The organism is Calothrix sp. UHCC 0171 (genome assembly GCF_034931845.1).
In the GTDB taxonomy this organism is placed as follows: Bacteria; Cyanobacteriota; Cyanobacteriia; order Cyanobacteriales; family Nostocaceae; genus Brunnivagina.
The window spans coordinates 214,136-233,736 of record NZ_JAYGHN010000001.1 but is presented as its reverse complement, the minus strand read 5'-3'; the positions used below and the strand labels follow the sequence as shown (position 1 = coordinate 233,736).

Here is a 19,601-nt window from a genome sequence, read left to right as displayed (position 1 = left end):
CTCAACCATATTCCCAAGGTTAAATATTCATCTTTGCAAGGGCTAGTTCCCCATGCCCCCAAAATATACAGGTAGAAGAAGAGGTTGGGAAAGGCGAATACATAATAATCAGGAATATATTCTTTATGACTCCTATGCCTATAAATTTCTCAATCTCTTAATTTACTTAGTCTCAATTTTTACTAAGCTTTATAACCAACAATTAATATATAACTTTTGTATCATTAGTGACATAAATTTGCATTCATATTGTAACTGAGCGCTCACAAAAGTGGCTGTTTGAGAAAAAATATAAAAGCTTAAAACTTACAACCCTTGTCTGATAAGCACTTTCACCCGTTCTCCCTTAACTAAAGATACTGGATAGCACACTTGAAGACACAGTGATATAAATATAAAGTTTGCGAATTGTTTACCTTTGTAAATTAAATGAATAAACTATTGACATTTTCCCCAAAGGTAAGGACGCAGAAAGCAGAATCCACGGTAAATTGAGGGATTTTGAATTATTGTTAAATTGTCTCTAACTATATGGGAGATATGACTTTATAATTCAACAGAAACCACTTTTCCACATAGGGTCTTCTCGCGACTCCGATTTAGGTCATCCAGAATCTGGGGAAACGGCAAGCTGAAAATGCTGCGAAGACAACTAGTGGCGTACATAATTCCTCAATCCCTTTTAAGAGAGGAGGTCGAATGACGATTAGTCCTCCGGAGCGAGAGGAGAAAAAAGCAAGAGTAATTGTTGATAATGACCCGGTTCCAACTTCATTTGAAAGATGGGGAAACCCCGGACACTTCGACAGAACCCTAGCTAAAGGTCCAAAAACCACCACTTGGATTTGGAACCTTCACGCCCTCGCCCACGATTTTGATACACATACAAGCGATTTAGAAGACATTTCCCGCAAAGTATTCGCAGCACACTTCGGTCACTTGGCTGTTGTAACGCTGTGGTTGAGCGGCATGATATTTCACGGCGCTAAGTTTTCCAACTACGAAGCTTGGTTAAGCGATCCTCTGGGTGTTAAGCCTAGCGCTCAGGTTGTTTGGCCCATTGTGGGACAAGACATTTTAAACGGTGATGTTGGCGGTGGCTTCCACGGTATTCAAATCACCTCTGGTTTATTCCAGGTTTGGCGTGGTTGGGGTATAACCAACTCGTTCCAACTTTATTGCACTGCGATCGGCGGTTTGGTTTTGGCTGGCTTGTTCTTATTTGCAGGCTGGTTCCACTACCACAAACGCGCTCCCAAACTGGAGTGGTTCCAAAACGTTGAGTCGATGCTCAACCACCACTTGGCAGTATTGCTCGGTTGCGGTTCCTTGGGTTGGACTGGTCATTTGATTCACGTATCAAACCCAATTAACAAGTTGTTGGATGCAGGTGTCGCCCTTAAGGACGTACCTTTACCCCACGAGTTCATCCTCAACAAGGACTTGTTGACTGAGTTGTATCCCAGCTTTGCTAACGGTTTGACTCCTTTCTGGACGTTGAATTGGGGTGCGTACGCTGATTTCTTGACCTTCAAAGGCGGTTTAAACCCCGTAACTGGCGGCTTATGGATGACTGATATCGCGCACCATCATCTGGCGATCGCAGTTCTATTCATTGTTGCTGGTCACCAATACCGCACCAACTGGGGTATCGGTCACAGTATCAAAGACATCCTTGAAAACCACAAAGGACCTTTCACTGGTGAAGGTCACAAGGGTCTTTACGAAAACTTGACTACTTCGTGGCACGCTCAATTGGCAACAAACCTTGCCTTCTTGGGTTCGCTGACAATCATTGTCGCGCACCACATGTATTCGATGCCTCCGTACCCATACTTAGCGACCGATTACGCTACACAGCTTTGCTTATTCACCCACCACATGTGGATTGGCGGCTTCCTAATCGTCGGCGGTGCGGCACACGCAGCAATCTTCATGGTGCGTGATTACGACCCTGTTGTTAACCAAAACAACTTATTGGATCGGGTGATTCGTCATCGCGATGCCATCATTTCTCACCTCAACTGGGTGTCAATGTTCCTTGGCTTCCATAGCTTCGGTCTTTACATCCACAACGATACAATGCGCGCATTGGGTCGTCCTCAAGATATGTTCTCCGACACTGCAATCCAGTTGCAGCCAGTGTTTGCTCAGTGGGTACAAAGCCTGCACACTGTAGCACCCGGTGGCACAGCACCTAATGCATTGCAAGTAGTTAGCCATGCTTTCGGCGGCGGTATTGTCGCAGTTGGCGGCAAAGTCGCAATGATGCCCATTGCTTTGGGTACTGCTGACTTCTTGGTGCACCATATCCATGCGTTCACCATCCACGTAACCGTACTGATTCTGCTCAAGGGCGTACTATTCGCTCGCAGTTCTCGCTTGATTCCAGATAAAGCAAACCTGGGCTTCCGCTTCCCTTGCGATGGTCCTGGTCGTGGCGGTACATGTCAGGTGTCTGGTTGGGACCACGTGTTCCTCGGACTCTTCTGGATGTATAACTCCTTGTCGATTGTAATTTTCCACTTCTCCTGGAAGATGCAGTCTGATGTATGGGGAACAGTTGACGCAGCTGGTAATGTGTCTCACATTACTGGTGGTAACTTTGCTCAAAGTGCCATCACCATCAACGGCTGGTTGCGTGACTTCCTGTGGGCACAAGCTGCACAGGTAATCAACTCCTACGGCAGCGCATTATCTGCTTATGGTTTGCTGTTCTTAGGCGCTCACTTTGTTTGGGCATTCAGCTTAATGTTCTTGTTTAGCGGTCGCGGCTACTGGCAAGAACTGATTGAATCGATTGTTTGGGCACACAACAAGCTGAAAGTAGCTCCTGCTATTCAGCCTCGCGCTCTCAGCATCATTCAAGGTCGTGCAGTTGGTGTTGCTCACTATCTCTTAGGAGGTATAGCCACTACGTGGGCATTCTTCCACGCGCACATTCTTTCAGTAGGCTAACGCTAAGAATTTTGGATTTTGGATTTGTGATTCAAAATCATGTTGGTTGCCAGCACTTTAAACTTCGACGGTGTTTGCCACTACTAATCCAGAATCTAAAATCTAAAATCCAAAATCTCACGAGGATTTATCAAAACCTATGGCAACAAAATTTCCAAAATTTAGCCAGGACTTAGCACAGGACCCGACGACTCGTCGGATCTGGTATGCGATGGCTATGGGAAATGATTTTGAGAGCCATGACGGTATGACGGAGGAAAATCTTTACCAAAAGATTTTCGCCACTCACTTCGGTCACCTGGCAATCATTTTCCTATGGGCATCGAGCCTCCTGTTTCACGTCGCTTGGCAAGGCAACTTTGAACAGTGGATTAAAGACCCTCTTCACATCCGCCCCATCGCCCATGCGATTTGGGACCCCCACTTCGGTAAACCTGCTATAGAAGCTTTTACCCAAGCTGGTGCTAGCAATCCTGTAAACATTGCTTACTCCGGTGTTTATCACTGGTGGTACACCATCGGGATGCGTACAAACAACGACCTGTATACAGGTTCGGTGTTCTTACTCCTATTTGCATCCTTGTGTTTGTTCGCAGGTTGGCTACATCTACAACCTAAGTTCCGTCCAAGCTTGGCTTGGTTCAAGAATGCCGAATCTCGCCTCAACCACCACTTGGCTGGTTTGTTCGGTGTTAGCTCCTTGGCATGGACTGGTCACTTAGTACACGTTGCTATTCCTGAATCTCGCGGACAGCACGTAGGTTGGGATAACTTCCTGACTACTTTGCCTCACCCCGAAGGTTTAACCCCCTTCTTCACTGGTAACTGGGGCGTGTACGCACAAAACCCAGATACCGCAGGTCACATTTTTGGTACTTCGACTGGTTCGGGTACAGCAATTTTGACCTTCTTAGGTGGTTTCCACCCACAAACAGAATCGCTGTGGTTAACCGATATGGCACACCACCATCTCGCGATCGCAGTTCTGTTTATTGTTGCTGGTCACATGTACCGGACAAGCTTCGGTATTGGTCACAGCATCAAAGAAATGATGGATGCCAAAACTTTCTTTGGCAAAAAAGTGGAAGGACCTTTCAATATGCCTCACCAAGGTATATATGAAACCTACAACAACTCCTTACACTTCCAATTAGGTTGGCACTTGGCTTGCTTAGGGGTAATTACCTCCTTGGTAGCGCAGCACATGTATTCTTTGCCTGCCTACGCATTTATTGCACGGGATTACACGACTCAAGCAGCCCTGTATACCCACCACCAGTACATTGCTGGTTTCCTCATGGTTGGTGCCTTTGCTCATGGAGCTATCTTCTGGGTTCGTGACTACGACCCCGAACAAAATAAAGGCAACGTACTTGATCGCGTATTGAAGCACAAAGAAGCGATTATCTCGCATTTAAGCTGGGTATCCCTTTTCTTGGGCTTCCACACCTTGAGCTTGTACGTACACAACGATGTAGTTGTTGCTTTCGGTACACCTGAAAAGCAAATCTTGATTGAACCCGTGTTTGCACAGTTCATTCAAGCGGCTCATGGTAAAGTCCTCTACGGCTTGGATACCTTACTTTCCAATCCTGATAGTGTTGCTTACACTGCTTATCCCAACTACGGAAACGTTTGGTTGGGTGGTTGGTTGGATGCCATCAATAGTGGTACCAACTCCCTCTTCTTAACCATTGGTCCTGGCGACTTCTTAGTACACCACGCCTTTGCATTGGCTATCCACACCACCACCTTGATTTTGGTTAAGGGTGCTTTGGATGCCCGTGGTTCTAAATTGATGCCTGACAAAAAGGACTTCGGTTACGCATTCCCTTGCGACGGTCCGGGACGCGGTGGTACTTGCGACATTTCCGGTTGGGACTCGTTCTACCTCTCCATGTTCTGGATGTTAAATACCATTGGTTGGGTAACCTTCTACTGGCACTGGAAACATTTGGGTATTTGGCAAGGAAACGTCGCCCAATTTGACGAAAACTCTACCTACCTGATGGGCTGGTTCCGCGATTATCTCTGGGCGAACTCCGCACAGTTAATCAACGGTTACAACCCATATGGCATGAACAACCTGTCAGTTTGGGCTTGGATGTTCCTCTTCGGACACTTAATCTGGGCGACTGGTTTCATGTTCCTCATCTCTTGGCGTGGTTACTGGCAAGAGTTGATTGAAACCTTGGTTTGGGCACACGAACGTACTCCTCTTGCGAACCTAGTTCGTTGGAAAGACAAGCCTGTTGCACTCTCCATCGTTCAAGCCCGTTTGGTTGGTTTAGCTCACTTTACGGTTGGCTACTTCGTTACCTACGCGGCGTTCCTGATAGCTTCTACGGCTGGTAAGTTCGGTTAATTCCGGTTGCTAGTTGTTAGGTAAGTAATAAAAATCCCCTACCCATGTGGTGGGGGATTTTTATTTTAGGAATAAATTGCTAACTATAGTATGTAGAACTATAGTTAGCAACATATTAACTTGATATATAGTTTTAAAACTTCAAAGCTTCTTTCTCTTAGATGAAAGAGTTAATTCTAGTACAGTTCGGGCAAAAAGTTAGGGAAGAAAGGTTAAAACAAAATCTTTCTCAAGAGCAACTAGCAGATAAAGCAGGAGTTCATCGTACATATATTGGGATGATAGAAAGAGCGGAAAAAAATATAACTTTAATCAATATCGGAAAAATAGCAAAAGCACTGGAAATTCAAATAGCTGACTTATTTGCTGAATTATGAACTGGACAGATACACTTGTAAAATTTTGCGGAGAATATAATATTCCCATCGAATATCTTGCAGATGTCCTGTCTGATCCAAAAGTTGTTCCAATGATTCGTGGGAAAGCTTTTGAATTTTCGGTTGCAGCTACTCTCTCTAAAATATTAAATCCTAATGAATGGAAAGTGGATAAGCCTATAGTCAACTCACAGCTTGGTCTTCATGACACGGATGTTAGAGTGACCCATTTACAAAGTCAAAAGGTACTTACTGTGGAATGTAAGTTAGCAAAAAACGGTAGTTATCGTAGAATCCCTAGTAACAAATTATCAAGTGGCTATGTTAATCAGGTTTCTGTCAAATGTATGCGAAGTCGTACATTAGGAACGGAAATGGTTGAAAAGCTTGCACCAAAACTGGGAGTTAGTGAGAAAGTATTAGCTGTTCATAATGATCAATATCTTCCATCTAATTTTGATGTGGTTATAACTTCTATTGGAAATGCTTTTTATAAAACTAATTCACAGACAAAAGAATTTGAATGGAATCCCACTCTCCAAGCAATAAAGTTTCTTCAAACAATAAATAGTAATTCTATAGAACTAAAAGATTTTGCTTTTTCTTGTATGTATATTGCAAAATCCAATGATATTGCAATTAATCATAGTACTGGCGTTGTATGTACGCGGAAGAAGTGCGACAATCCAACGAATTGTGGCTTTATACCTAATTATCCAATTATTCTATTTGAAGATGGAAATAAAGTACCTTTACTTCGCTGGGTGTCTATAGAAGATTCAGAATCTCTATTAACCACACTCATAATCTAAATGTATTCGTAGTTTAAACTAAGCTGAGTATAGCCTTCTGTTACTAAAGCAAAATTGGTAATAAATATTTCTCTCCCTTTATAACGACTTCCTTTCTTCACTGTAGCCTCTTTTTTGATATCATCTTGTACATCCTTCGTTTTCTTTTGGTCATCTGTCCGATTAATAGTATAGTTCCATTCTTTTTCATGAATTAATTTAGCCCAAGAATAAAGTTCTTGAATCTCAGGGCTATTATCATAAGTCAACAAGAATTGGAATCGATTACCTGAATTTTTTAAAACATTAGAAAGTCTATAGTGACACTCTTTAGAAAATGAGTGATTATAAAATTTATCTTGATCGGCATTAAAGTATGGTGGGTCTATAAACAAAAAAGAATTATCTTCAACTTGTTTTATGACTTCTTCAAAGTCTAACTGAGTTAATCTGACGTTTTGTAGCTTTTGTGAAGTCCTTAGTATATTTCGACCCCAATTTTCTGGTCGCATACTGTATTTATCTCCATATCCCCAATAGCAATTTCTCATATTCATAATCCCTGAATATGATGTTCTATTTAGGTAGTACCACCTTGTTGCCTTTTCTAAAGGATTGTTAGGTATAAAAACATTTTTATAAAAATTGTGCCTTTCTTTTGTTGCTACTTCATTTTTTAATGTATCAATTAATTTTTCTGGATAATCGCGGATAAATAAATAAACATTAACTAAGTCTTCATCAATATCATTAAGCCAATTTTTTTGAACTTTGTCTTTAGCAAAAAATATAGAAGCTCCACCTGCAAATGGTTCAACGTAACTAAAATGTTGAGGAATATACTCCAATATAAGTTTCCTTGCATAAAATTTACCGCCAGCATATCGAAAGGGCGAGTTCACAGCTTGATTCATAACAGTAAATGCTAACTATAGTATGCAATTATATCAAAAATATACAAATAATTTTCAAGCAATTTTTATGAATCTAATAGTTCTCAAGACATACGAATATAAAACTTTTTGAGTTAATAGTACGTATTATAGTACATTTGTCCAGGTATTCAGTGGTTATTGTTGTGGCAGCACACAAGGTACTTTCAAGAGAATCTATGAGATTTGTGATTGTCAGTGATTTAGTTCACGCCATTTTTTCAGGGAATTGGCAAACTGAGATTGTAGGTATTTATAGAAATTCCAAACTTAAACCAACTTGAGAGGTAGAAACAATGGTAGTTAATTTTAGTAATGCTTATCAAATTATCACGATCGCAGCGATCGCTAGTTTTTTTTTATCTTCTGGTATGTGTTTAACCAGACGTAAGATTTAGAACATCTATTTTTCACACATTAGTCCAGATTCCCACTAATCTTAAATCCAGCCCAATAGTAAGGATGACTGTACAATTTCTCATCTGTAGCTAGATTATTAGTTCTATATAGCTGAGTTGCCACAAGTGCTTGTATTCTGACTCCACCCAAGGGCGATTTCCTTAACAAGTTATCGTACCATTTCTTCAAATCACCAACAGTTAATTCCTTCAACCAAATAATTGCTTCATTTAATGCATCTGTGGCTGACTTCCCTTGCTGCAATTTCCGGTAAAATTCAACCATTACTAACCCGTTTACCGCAGGTTCTACCATCCATTCACGACTGAGAATATGCTTAACACCTTGCTGCATTAAGGCGGTAACTATACCCACATATTCAGATGTAATTACTTGCTGATTAATATCAACGATTTCACCTGCCGATAGGGTAATCAAATTATAATTAGCTAGATTTGTCCTGCTCATTTCGGCAACAGTCAGTGTATCTGATTCTGCAAGCAAGAATTCTGATTGTTGCGGATTAATTGTGTTGTTGTTCACATAACCTGTGAAGTGCAAAATATTATAATTTTTTATTTCATTTTGCAATTCTTGTTTGCTTGCTTTTGCTCCCAGAATCCGCTTCATTTTACTAAACATCTGGGTAATGGCTTCTGTTTCTAATTTTGTTGATTTTAAACCATTAAACCCAATGTGATTTGGTACTTCAATACTTAGCAGAGATTGCTGTTCCCAGCGCCAAGAATTATTTAATCGCGATAATCCACTTGCCGCAGTGGGGAGATAGGTAATTGTTAATTTTAAGTTAGTAGTTTCATTGAACTGGAAAAGTGCATGTAAAGGCAATTTACATAAATCACGGTGAGGTATGAGAATTAATTTTGTAATCCCTTCCAGTTCCTGTTCGATCGCCGAAATATTCAAAATTTCATGCAGTTTCAGCAAACGATGGAGCATATCTTCCTGCCATGAATGTTCCCAGGAATATTGATTTTGATTTGCTTCTATATCTTCAATTCCTGTATCTTTAATTCCGGCATCTTTAATTGTGCGATATTCACTGTATTGTTGCTGCCAATCATCTAACCACTCTGCAAACGCAGTTAAACGTTCTACTGCTTCGGGAATTGGTAACTCATCCATTTCCCCAATGCTAAAGATGGGTGTAAAAACAAGTATTGGTTCGGTGTGATTTTGTTTGATAATGAAACTACGCAAACCGGATGGGCTAATATGCCAATAAACTATGGCAGTTGTGGAATTGACGAGTTTTTGAATTGTATTGTAATTAGGGGAAGAAATCTGATGATTATTGCCCACAAGTAAGTAATTCAAACAAGTATTTTTGCCATATTCGGCAAGTTCTAATGCTTGGACTAATTCACCTTGTTGAACTGCAATATCTACAGCTAATTGTCCCAAACTCGAAAATTTTAATGCTAGTTGTTTTTTACTTGCTTCGGAAATGTTGGCATCATTTAAAGCATGATTGAGTAAGCTAGTAGCATAGGTTTGAAATTGTAAAGCTTGGTTGGTATCGCCAAAACCGAGTAAAACTTGAGTGATACTTTGGAGAATTTCTAAATTTAGTTCTGGAAAATTTTCGGAATTAACTGTTAGCAATGCTTGATTATATGCATGAATTGCTTGTGCCCAATCATCATTGATAAAGCTGTAATGCTTACCTCTGTCATAATAGGCATTACCAAGAGTTAAATATAGTTTTCCCCAAGCTTCAGGATAGGTATCTTTATCTATATAGTTGACAGCTGCGGCATAGGTTGTGAGTTTACCATCGATCCCGCGTGCAGTTAATGAGGGATTTGCAGAAGCGATCGCACTATGGGAACTGAGATAATAATCAAATCCTGGTGACTTTTCGACTGCATTTGCTCGCGCTATCCAAGCTTCCAGATATTCGGGTTGCAACTGTAAAGTATAGTCAAAAGACAAAATTGCTTCTTCATATTTTTCAATCGCAAATAGGAGTAATCCACGATTGTACCAAGCTAGATGAAAATTGGGTTCAATATTTACAGCTTCTTCGTAAGCGAGAATTGCTTCTGCGGGTTGTCCTAATTTTTCATGGGCGATCGCTTTATTGAACCAACCAATGTAAAGATGAGGTTGGATATTTAATGCCTGATCCCATGAGGCGATCGCTTCCTGCCATTCTCCCAAATTGGCGTAAATTACGCCTTTATCAATCCAAATATCGTATAGTTCGGGATTTAGAGCCAAGGCATTATCATAGGAATCAATGGCATCTTCATATCTCTGGCATTTATCGAGGGCGACACCTCGCAAGTACCACAGTTCGTAGGAACCAGGTTGAGATTTTAAGGCTTTTTGATAGGAAATAACTGCATCTTCCCACTGTTCTAATTGCGCCTGGGCTAAACCGCGATTAAACCAAGCTAAATAGTATTGGGGTTGAATTTCCAAGGCTTCATCAAATGAAGTAATTGCTTCTGCATAAAGTTTATTTTCTGACAAAGCTACACCACGATAATACCAAGCTTGCGCGTCTTGCGGTTCGAGTTGGGTTGCCCTGTCGTAACAATAAATTGCTTCGCTGATTTGACCTAATTTCAATAATGCTAAAGCTTTACCAGACCAAGCTTCATCGTAATCTGATTTGAGTTCGATCGCTTTGTCAAAGGATGGGAGAGCAACATCAAAACGTTCGAGTTCCCCTAAACATGCACCACGATTAAACCATGCTTTGTAATAATCGGGTTTAATGGCGATCGTATTTTCATAACTAACAATTGCCTCCTCCAATCTTTGCAAATGAAACAGGGCTAAACCACGATTAAACCAATATTCGTAAGCATCTGGTGACAAGGCGATCGCTTGATCGTATGATGCGATCGCGCTAGCTAAATCTCCAGATTTGGCTTGTTGAAGTCCTTGATAAAACCAAGCTTGTCCTTCTGCTTGTGTAGTGATGCAATCAGGTTGATTGCCAATCAGTAATTGTTGTGTATTTGCTGAATTTAGTAACCCAGATGCTAATTGTTCTGCGAATTGTGCGCTTTGCTGTAATCTCGCCCACAATTCATCTAAAGTGACATTAATAATTGACAGTACGTTTGTTTGTGTTTGCTCAAATGTTGTATTAGTGACATGTTCAGATGTCGATTCAAACATCTTCCTGGTGACAGGCATAATTGGAGTATCAAAGTCATCTTCAATATTGTGTTCTTTTGCTGATTTAGGTGTGATGACTTCTAATTTCTGGGTTTCATTTACTACTTGTTGTTGTTTCTGTTCGGAAATTATTTCTTCTAAGTTATCTGATACTAATTGAGGGTGGAACTGCGTGGAAAATTCAACATAGTTTGCATCAATAATTTGTGCCCATTCTTCACCAGTGAGAGGTGTTGCAACTGTGTCTTCTGTCTTTTCTTCTAAATGAGGATTTTCTCCCCACAATTCTTCCCCAAATTCCCGCAATAACTGCTGTCCAGGAGTATCTTCCAGAGAAGTGTAATTTATATTTTCTGAATTTCTATTTTCGATAGAATTGTCTACTTCTTGAACAATCAAATCATCAGAAATAAAATTCGATGATAAGGTATTTAACTCTACATTTGGTTGTGATTCTACATTCCATAAATCTACACCAAATTCAAACGTTAATGCTTGATTCTCTAAATTACCTTCAAAATTATTCTGTTCAATATTCTGTTCAATAATACTTTCTTCAAGATTATTTGTTTCTCTAGGGTTGACAAGATGACCATTAAGATTGTTTGTTTTTCTACTTTCGCCACCAAAATCTGTAGCATTTAAATTCACAATATCTGAATTAAATACTACATTTGCTGATATGGGTGGTGTCATATCCTCGCTTACCCACTCTTGAATACTGTGACTAGATTCGCTAAATACTGCTTGTTCACTGGCTTCAAAATTTTCAACAAGCGGTGGTAGTGGAGGTATGAGATTACTTTCGGCTGGGGTTATGACATTACCATTAGCAATAGGTACATCTATTTCAACCCCTCCCACCATTGGCTCACTACTAACATCTTGCCAGTATTCATTTCCAGAATTACGTGCTAGTAATTGCATCCCAATGTTATAGGCTAAATCTCCCATATTTCCCACATCTAACTCACCCAATTGGATAAGTCGGAAAGCCAATTCCTCATTGGGTACAGGAGAAGCCAGTAAGCGATCGCCATAATTTTGTAACCAAATTAACCAACGCTCTTGACTAATACGGTTTTCTATGCGTTGGAGAAAATTAAGTACCCATTGTTGTCCCCGCACCTGGGCAACACCTTCCAAAAGTTGACTAAACAAATAATCTAAATCCGCGTTTGTCAATTCCGGTAGCGATTGTATCTCCGTTTGTTGCGCCACCTTGCGGGAAGAGCGCTCCTGTTGTTTGCCAAAGATTTTTTGGAAAATTTTTTTCAGCATTAGGCAAATTCACCACTTGAGCATCTACCATACACTCGGATGTTTTTCATCGACTTTCACGTTTGTGTAGCCATTCTCCAAGGGAGATTACGCTTGAAAACGTCATTAAAATTTCACTATCTCTGACTGTCTGTAACTATTGTGACTATTTCGACTATTTTGACTGCATGAAATTAAGTTACTCATCAACCTGGCAATCGCTGAACAATATCGAATACCCAATATCGAATACTCAATAGAATACTATCTGTCAAGAGCCAAATACATAACCTTGAGAAACAAAAGCTACCATACCACCGAAGTTGACTTTAGCGCTATATTTCCTTAAGCAAAGCAATAAATTTCGGTAATTAGTAACTATGTATGGGAAATTGACAAGCGACAAAGGGGAAAGGGTAAAAAATTATTAACTTAGCACTCCGCACCTAAATTACTTATTGCCCATGACTTCCCCTTTCCCGATTTTTATAGTACGATTGAACTAAATATTTGGTTCTTCGGTGGCGATTGGAGTAGTATTATTCGTCTCTGTCGTTTGGTCTGTAACCTGTTCCGTAGCTTGAAATTGGTCAACTAGAGCTTGAATGATATCCTCAGGGTTATCACTTTCAATCCCTACCTGTTGAGCGACTATTTGGCGCAAATTGTCATCCTGCTGCATTAGTTCGTATAACTGGTCGAGGGTAATAGTTTGAAAATCACCGTCTGGGTTCGCTTCTGCGGTTGCTTCTGAAGTTGCCACTTGTGTGAATTCGGAGGTTGTTTCTGGGGATATTGCTGAATTTACAGGTGTGTTTGAAACTGTGTTTGAAACTGTATCTGGTCCGCTATACTCCCATATTGGCTCTTGTTGATTTCGTGTAATTAAATCCATGCCGATATCATAGGCAAGGTCGCCAACTTCACCAACATCTAATTCACCAAGTTGTATCAATCGCGAGGCTAGTTCGTTATTTGGGGCAGTTGATGCCATTAACTTATCGCCAAATCCGCGCAGCCATCCGAGCCAACGTTCAGTAGAAACACGGTGTTCTATGTTATGCAACCATTTCAGTGCCCAAGCTTGTCCACGTGCCTGATTGACTCCTTCCAAAAGTTCACTAAACAAAAATTCTAAATCGGTGTCGTTGAGGGGGGGAGCGTCTTTCTGCTGGACATTTGCGCTAATTTTGGCTGGGGTTGGCTTAACTCCAAACAAACTTTGAAAAATATTTTTGAGCCACTGAATGAGCCGTTTGAACATCTACATGCACCCTTCATTCGTTGGTGTGTACCCTAAGATTGTAGCGACGGGACTGCATTCATAGGGTGTATCAATTAAATAAAATCTACAGACCAATTATGATTAAATTTCATTAAGTTATTAAATGTTTAAATTTTTTTCATATAGAAAAATACCCTTGTAGCAAAAAACTGTCTTTAACTGCGTTTAAAATATATAGGCTCAAATAGGGCGTTTGTGTAAATTGTCCACTTCTTAGGCGTTGAAATCGCGATTACCATGTCATACGAACCCCTACACCACAAGTATCGCCCAAAAAGCTTTGCAGAATTGGTGGGGCAAGAAGCGATCGCAACTACTTTGACGAATGCTATCAGTACATCGAGAATTGCCCCAGCATACTTATTTACGGGACCTCGTGGTACAGGAAAAACATCAAGTGCGCGTATCCTCGCCAAATCCTTAAATTGTCTTAACAGTCAGCAACCTACAGCTACACCTTGCGGGGTGTGCGACGTATGTCAGGGAATTTCTAAAGGTTACTCAATTGACGTAATCGAAATTGATGCAGCCAGCAATACTGGGGTTGATAATATTCGCGAAATTATTGAAAGGGCACAGTTTGCTCCCGTGCAATGTCGCTATAAAGTTTATGCGATCGATGAATGTCACATGCTCAGTACCCAGGCGTTCAATGCATTACTCAAAACTCTAGAGGAGCCACCTAAACACATTGTTTTTGTCTTAGCAACTACAGACCCGCAAAGGGTTTTACCGACAATTATTTCACGTTGTCAAAGATTTGATTTTAGAAGAATACCTCTAGAATCTATGGTCAAACATTTGACATATATTTCTATTCAAGAAAATATTCACATTTCTGAAGAGGCAATTACTCTTGTTGCACAACTATCGCAAGGAGGATTGCGTGATGCCGAAAGTTTACTTGATCAATTAAGTTTATTATCAGGTGAAGTTACACCCGATAAAGTTTGGGATTTAGTTGGTACTGTTAGTGAAAAAGATTTATTTGCTTTAGTAAGTGCGATCGCATCTGACAATGGAGAAGTGGTAATTGATAATATCCGCAAAATCCTTGATAGAGGACGCGAACCATTAGTCGTATTGCAAAACCTCGCAGGCTTTTACCGTGACTTACTCATAGCCAAAACAGCCCCCAACCGTGGAGATTTAGTCGCCTGTACCCAAGAAACCTGGCTTTCCTTAGTTCAATTTTCTCAACAAATCAGCATCAACAGCATATTGGCAGGACAGCAACATTTACGTAGTGCCGAAGTCCAACTCAAAAACACGACTCAACCCCGACTGTGGTTAGAAGTAACCATACTTGGTTTGCTTCCCTCAGCACAGCAACAACAAATCATCACTACAAATATTCCACCTACAAATATTGCACCAATATCCAATCAGCAATCAGTCACAAATAATCAAGTACCAGTAAACCAGCAACCAGCAACTAATAATCAAGTACCAGTAAACCAGCAACCAGCAACTAATAATCAAGTACCAGTAAACCAGCAACCAACTAATAATCAAGTACCAGTAAACCAGCAACCAGCAACTAATAATCAAGTACCAACAAACCAGCAACCAACTAATAATCAGCAAGACTTAATTCAAGTATGGCAACAAGTGCTTTCCCACCTCGAACCAGTATCGAGACGGGAACTGCTACGGCAAATGTGTCATGTCATCGAACTTCAGGAGAAAACAGCAAGACTGGGCATCAAACAAGCCTGGTTCAAACGGGTTCAGACAGACTTACCTATAATTACAGCTGCCTTTAAATCAGCTTTCCAACGCGAAATTAGGGTAGATGTGGAGGTAGCAAATTCCATCCCCCCTCAGTCGGCGAGTAGAGATAAACATAGCTTAAATGGCTCTACTCGCCACACACCTCAGTCTAATTTTGATGCTTCTAGTAATTTTCCCACTTCTACTAATATTGCCGCACAACCCACCAACCCACCTTCTTCAGAAGGCTCGCCACCTGTTAACCCAACAAGTGTGAATCCAACATTTCCAGCTAACCAACAAGCCACATCAAATAATACGGCGAATAACTGGAATGGAACTAATGGATATGGAAATAATGGCAATAGTAATAACTATGTTAATAATGCAAATAATAACGGGAATAATAAAAGTAATACTAATGAAATTAATCAGAACGGAAATAGTAATAATGGCATTATTAATGTAAACAATAATATTAATAATGGGGTAGAAAACAGTTTAACTACTCAACCTCAACCCCAAGATAATATTCAACCAGCTATAGCAATTACACCTATTATCAACGATGCGATCGCCGAAAAACTATTACATGCAGCAGAACGCTTGGCAGATTTCTTTGACGGGAAAGTAATTGGTTTTAGCGAAGACGATACAGAAATTGGTGATTTGGGAACATTACCTGAACTCATGGAAATAGGTGATGATGATTAGGAATTGGGAACTGGGTATGGGGTATTTGTTTGCTTTCCCCTTCCCTATTTTCCCTAGTTCCTAATGCCCATTCCCTTGATGTACTGTTTTCACCCATTTCAGCCTTTTTGGTCTTACCGACATTCGGGCTGTAACGCTACTGATAACTACTAACCAATGAAGCATATATATGGTGCCACGTATGGTTTGCAGCAGCATCACCAAATATGAGGAAAATTTAAAATTCTGATCTTTTCGTATTCGCGCCAATCCAACGAACATTCCTGTCACCGACATGCTCATCGCAATACCAGTAACCGGGGTTAACATTGGGGGACGTTGGCGAATTATTGCCATTAAAAAGTCGGGAACTATCGCCATCGGCATAATATACTGCGAGAGCAAAAATACCAGCATGTCAAGGGTTTTACGACTTCCTAGGCGATTTTTTAACAGCAAATCCCAGTAGTCCAGATATCTTTGAAATCCACCTTCTACCCATCGGTTGCGCTGATGCCAAAGGGCAATTGCAGTCGTCACGCCTTCTTCCTTCACAAATGGATCAAAGATGCATTCTATGTCCCATTTGTCAAGATGCAAGCGAAAAGTTAAATCTAAATCGTCGGTAATTGTTTCTTCATTCCAACCACCACAGCGAGATAGTGCTTGACGGCGCACAAATTGTCCATTACCACGTAGTTCTGGGACTCCAGCGATCGCATTGCGATGGGACTGCAAAAAGGTATCTAACGCCATTTCGGCATATTGTCCTTGAGTCCAGAAATTTTCGCCCTGATTGGCAATGGCTTTGCGGACTTGTACGGCTCCCACCTGTTGACGCTGAAACATAGGTATTACCCGCATCAATAAATCGGGTGGTACTTGAGCATCTGCATCAAACACGGCAACAATTTCACCTTTTGTCATCGGCAAAACTTGGTTTAGTGCCCCAGATTTGCCGCCAGTAGCATCGGGAGATCGGCGAAATATCTTCAGATTTTTGTATTCTTGAGTCAGTTTTGTGAGTAATTTACCCGTATTGTCGCTACTGTTGTCATCAACAATCCAGACTTCATAACGTCCATTTGGATAATTTAAGTTACATAAATTATCAACAAGATTGCTGATCACAGCTTCCTCGTTTTTGGCAGCTACCATCACAGATACAAAGGGTAAATCCTCTGCAACCGCTTCTGGATAGGTTTTGAGACGGGCAAAAACAACTGTCAGAGCATGAAACCCGACAATGGCGCTTAAACCCAAAACAACTAAAGAACCCCAAGAAATTAAATGCAGTGCGATCGTGCTGCTCCAAACTAGAGTCAACACTATAGCGGCTTTACGCCTACGATTTTGAAAACGGGATGGAAGAGACAGGGAATCAAAAGTCTCTTCTACTAACTCCTCATCTTCTACCGATAACTCGGAAAGCAAGGAGTCAAGCGCATCAAATTCGCTAAAAGAATCATTATCAGACCAGGAATTAGCTGGCATAGTTTACTTAATTCAACCACCAGTACTTATCTATGCAGCCCTATTGTACCTGACAATTTCACATTTCTTAGCAAATTAGGGAATCGGGCATGGGGAGAGGAGGAGATACTAAAGAAGGATTTTGGCGCTATCTGCTTGTTTCAGTGTGTTCCTCTCCTGTGCATAACGATAAATTTTTGGGAACACTACGAGTATCGATCAACAGATTTGCTTGTCTACTGAACTTTAGGAAGATTAAGTTATGGCTATTGACAAACTTCAGCCTGCTTCACAACAGCAAGCTAGCGTTTATATGCCCTATATTCAAGGAAATAAGCGTAATTTTTTGCCCTACGCGATTAGCCTCTATCAAAGTGGTGTTTTAGAAGGTGAGCGTAAAATCGAAGGAGGTGAAGCAGTTCCTTTTGTTGCCAGTTGGAATATTGCTAGCTTACCTTCCGATTTAACTCGCTGTCGAATTCAGTTTGACGGTGATGCGGAACTTAGCTATGAAATGATGACGGCTAGTTTCGAGTTTGTGAATTATTTGATTGAAATGTTGGAAACTTATAAACGCCAGCGTACAACTGATTTTTCCCAGACATTTTATCGCAAATTACTGCGTATTGATGAAGCTAATTGATGAATTTAGTTAATTTTGGCAATACAAACGCGCACTCTTCAATTATTGATTAGTTACTGGTTTCGATGGATAGCTAGTGGAAGCGAATCAAATGTGTAAATAGATACCAGTAAAACCAGAAATTTCCAGAGCTTGCAGCTAAAAACTATTAGAATGGGTTGGAAGTCTTAATCTGCTAGCTTTTTGCTGATTTAGGTTATAAGCGTTATAGAGGCGTGGGTGATTAAGAGAGGGTAATTTATGCAAATTTCGCTCTAAAATTTGAGGGCTAATGACTGCTAGATTCTTTACGAGATTGTGTTTACAAATTCTCCGAAGTCTAACAAGCAGATGACGAAATGCACGCTTTACATTTTGTGGAAGTTGCTTTTCCATGCTTGATGTCCTCTTAATTAGCCGCTAAAAGCTACTCAATGAATACAAATTAGGAGTGCGCGTGTGCCAAAATCCCCTGAATATTTACCCCCTAAGTATTTGTTAATTGGTTCTACTGAAGCTTACAGTGGCAAATCCGCAACTGTTTTGGGCTTGTCTTATCAGCTACAGAAAAAAGGATTTGATATTACCTATGGCAAGCCTTTAGGTACCTGTTTAAGTGAATCTGAAAGCCACTTAGTAGAAGAGGATGTGGAGTTTATTGCCACCAATCTCAATTTACCTGTAAACCGTATTACTCCAACTTTACTGGCTTTGGATGAATTAGCGGTGCAAAAACGCCTATGTGGTGAAGATAAGACTAATTATCGTCAATCCCTCGTCGAACAATATTCACAATTACAGACGGGGGATTTAATGTTGCTCGAAGGTGCGGGTAATTTAGATGAGGGTAGTTTATTTGGACTATCTTTATCAGAAGTGGCTGAGGCTGTCGATGCGCCGATTATTTTGGTATGTCGTTATAAATCGCTGTGTTCAGTCGAATCCCTATTATCCGCCAAGCAAAGATTGAGCGATCGCCTCATTGGTGTTGTGATTAATGATATTCCCGCAGCACAACTACAAGCCGTGAACACAACAATGCGGACATTTTTAGAGGATATGAATATCCCTGTATTGGGAATGTTACCAGAAAGTAGTTTATTACGTAGTGTCAGCGTTAGGGAACTGGTAAATCAACTCAATGCCGATGTTCTCTGCCGTAGCGATCGCTTAGATTTAATGGTGGAAAGTCTGGCAATTGGGGCGATGAATGTTAACTCAGCAGTGAAATACTTCCGTAAGCGCCGGAATATGGCGGTGGTGACAGGAGGCGATCGTGTTGAAATCCAGCAAGCGGCTTTAGAAACTTCTACCCAATGTCTTATCCTCACCGGACAACTACCACCTCCACATTTTATTCTCACTAGAGCAGAGGAACTGGAAATCCCCATAATCTCAGTAGATTTAGATACATTAACTACTGTGGAAATTGTGGATAAAGCTTTTGGACAAGTGCGCGTTCATGAGCCAATCAAGGTTGAGTGTATTCGTCAGTTAATGAGCGAACATTTTGATGTGAATCGTTTGTTATCTTTACTAGGTTTAAATGCTACCGTGACTTTACCTTCCAGCTAGAT

Annotated in this window: 11 protein-coding genes; 7 read left to right on the top strand and 4 right to left on the bottom strand. The window is 40.6% G+C overall.

The annotated features are described in order from the left end of the window. The first annotated feature begins 699 nt into the window (after window positions 1-699). The 4 genes from psaA to VB733_RS00860 all read left to right on the top strand — a co-directional run bounded on the left by psaA (window position 700) and on the right by VB733_RS00860 (window position 6,512). Window positions 700-2,958, top strand: coding sequence for a photosystem I core protein PsaA (gene psaA / locus VB733_RS00875; protein WP_323338229.1), 2,259 nt, complete (start codon window positions 700-702; stop codon window positions 2,956-2,958). Window positions 2,959-3,097: 139 nt separating this feature from the next. Next, entirely contained in the window at window positions 3,098-5,323 is a 2,226-nt protein-coding gene (gene psaB / locus VB733_RS00870; protein WP_323338228.1) for a photosystem I core protein PsaB, read from the top strand. Between the two features lie 161 nt (window positions 5,324-5,484). Then, a complete protein-coding gene (locus VB733_RS00865) occupies window positions 5,485-5,700 on the top strand; it encodes a helix-turn-helix transcriptional regulator (protein WP_323338227.1) in 216 nt (71 codons plus the stop codon). Then, the gene (locus tag VB733_RS00860; protein ID WP_323338226.1) at window positions 5,697-6,512 is read left to right on the top strand and encodes an XRE family transcriptional regulator; all 816 of its coding nucleotides are present in this window, start codon (window positions 5,697-5,699) and stop codon (window positions 6,510-6,512) included. Before VB733_RS00865 ends, VB733_RS00860 begins: the two co-directional genes overlap by 4 nt. Here VB733_RS00860 and VB733_RS00855 read toward each other — a convergent pair. From VB733_RS00855 to VB733_RS00845, 3 genes are all read right to left on the bottom strand, one after another. Further along, complete coding sequence (locus VB733_RS00855) at window positions 6,509-7,405, bottom strand: DNA adenine methylase (protein WP_323338225.1); 897 nt, start codon at window positions 7,403-7,405, stop codon at window positions 6,509-6,511. The two genes, VB733_RS00860 and VB733_RS00855, sit on opposite strands and share 4 nt — an antisense overlap. Before the next feature lie 435 nt (window positions 7,406-7,840). Next, window positions 7,841-12,259 carry a CHAT domain-containing protein gene (locus VB733_RS00850; protein WP_323338224.1) on the bottom strand — a complete coding sequence of 1,473 codons (4,419 nt, stop codon included), beginning with the start codon at window positions 12,257-12,259 and terminating at the stop codon, window positions 7,841-7,843. Window positions 12,260-12,740: 481 nt separating this feature from the next. Further along, on the bottom strand, window positions 12,741-13,502 hold the full coding sequence (locus VB733_RS00845; protein ID WP_323338223.1) for a hypothetical protein: 762 nt from the start codon (window positions 13,500-13,502) through the stop codon (window positions 12,741-12,743). Between the two features lie 258 nt (window positions 13,503-13,760). On the opposite strand from VB733_RS00845, the gene VB733_RS00840 reads away from it, so the two are divergent. Beyond that, window positions 13,761-15,950 (top strand): DNA polymerase III subunit gamma/tau, encoded by a 2,190-nt coding sequence (locus VB733_RS00840; protein WP_323338222.1) that lies wholly within the window; start codon window positions 13,761-13,763, stop codon window positions 15,948-15,950. A 60-nt stretch (window positions 15,951-16,010) separates the two neighbouring features. Here VB733_RS00840 and VB733_RS00835 read toward each other — a convergent pair whose 3' ends face one another. Next, a complete protein-coding gene (locus VB733_RS00835) occupies window positions 16,011-17,423 on the bottom strand; it encodes a glycosyltransferase family 2 protein (protein WP_323338221.1) in 1,413 nt (470 codons plus the stop codon). A gap of 241 nt (window positions 17,424-17,664) precedes the next feature. Between VB733_RS00835 and ebsA the strand changes: the two genes are divergently transcribed. After that, on the top strand, window positions 17,665-18,045 hold the full coding sequence (gene ebsA / locus VB733_RS00830) for a type IV pilus biogenesis protein EbsA (RefSeq protein WP_323338220.1): 381 nt from the start codon (window positions 17,665-17,667) through the stop codon (window positions 18,043-18,045). Between the two features lie 438 nt (window positions 18,046-18,483). Next, window positions 18,484-19,599, top strand: a complete 1,116-nt coding sequence (locus tag VB733_RS00825; RefSeq protein WP_323338219.1) for a phosphotransacetylase family protein — start codon at window positions 18,484-18,486, stop codon at window positions 19,597-19,599. Window positions 19,600-19,601: the final 2 nt, after the last annotated feature.

Bases quoted from the DNA above. Each gene is read 5' to 3' on its own strand.
- psaB (WP_323338228.1), top strand. From the start codon at position 3,098: ATGGCAACAAAATTTCCAAAATTTAGCCAGGACTTAGCACAGGACCCG.
- VB733_RS00850 (WP_323338224.1), bottom strand. From the start codon at position 12,259: ATGCTGAAAAAAATTTTCCAAAAAATCTTTGGCAAACAACAGGAGCGC.
- VB733_RS00865 (WP_323338227.1), top strand. From the start codon at position 5,485: ATGAAAGAGTTAATTCTAGTACAGTTCGGGCAAAAAGTTAGGGAAGAA.
- VB733_RS00860 (WP_323338226.1), top strand. From the start codon at position 5,697: ATGAACTGGACAGATACACTTGTAAAATTTTGCGGAGAATATAATATT.
- VB733_RS00845 (WP_323338223.1), bottom strand. From the start codon at position 13,502: ATGTTCAAACGGCTCATTCAGTGGCTCAAAAATATTTTTCAAAGTTTG.
- VB733_RS00835 (WP_323338221.1), bottom strand. From the start codon at position 17,423: ATGCCAGCTAATTCCTGGTCTGATAATGATTCTTTTAGCGAATTTGAT.
- VB733_RS00840 (WP_323338222.1), top strand. From the start codon at position 13,761: ATGTCATACGAACCCCTACACCACAAGTATCGCCCAAAAAGCTTTGCA.
- ebsA (WP_323338220.1), top strand. From the start codon at position 17,665: ATGGCTATTGACAAACTTCAGCCTGCTTCACAACAGCAAGCTAGCGTT.
- VB733_RS00855 (WP_323338225.1), bottom strand. From the start codon at position 7,405: ATGAATCAAGCTGTGAACTCGCCCTTTCGATATGCTGGCGGTAAATTT.
- psaA (WP_323338229.1), top strand. From the start codon at position 700: ATGACGATTAGTCCTCCGGAGCGAGAGGAGAAAAAAGCAAGAGTAATT.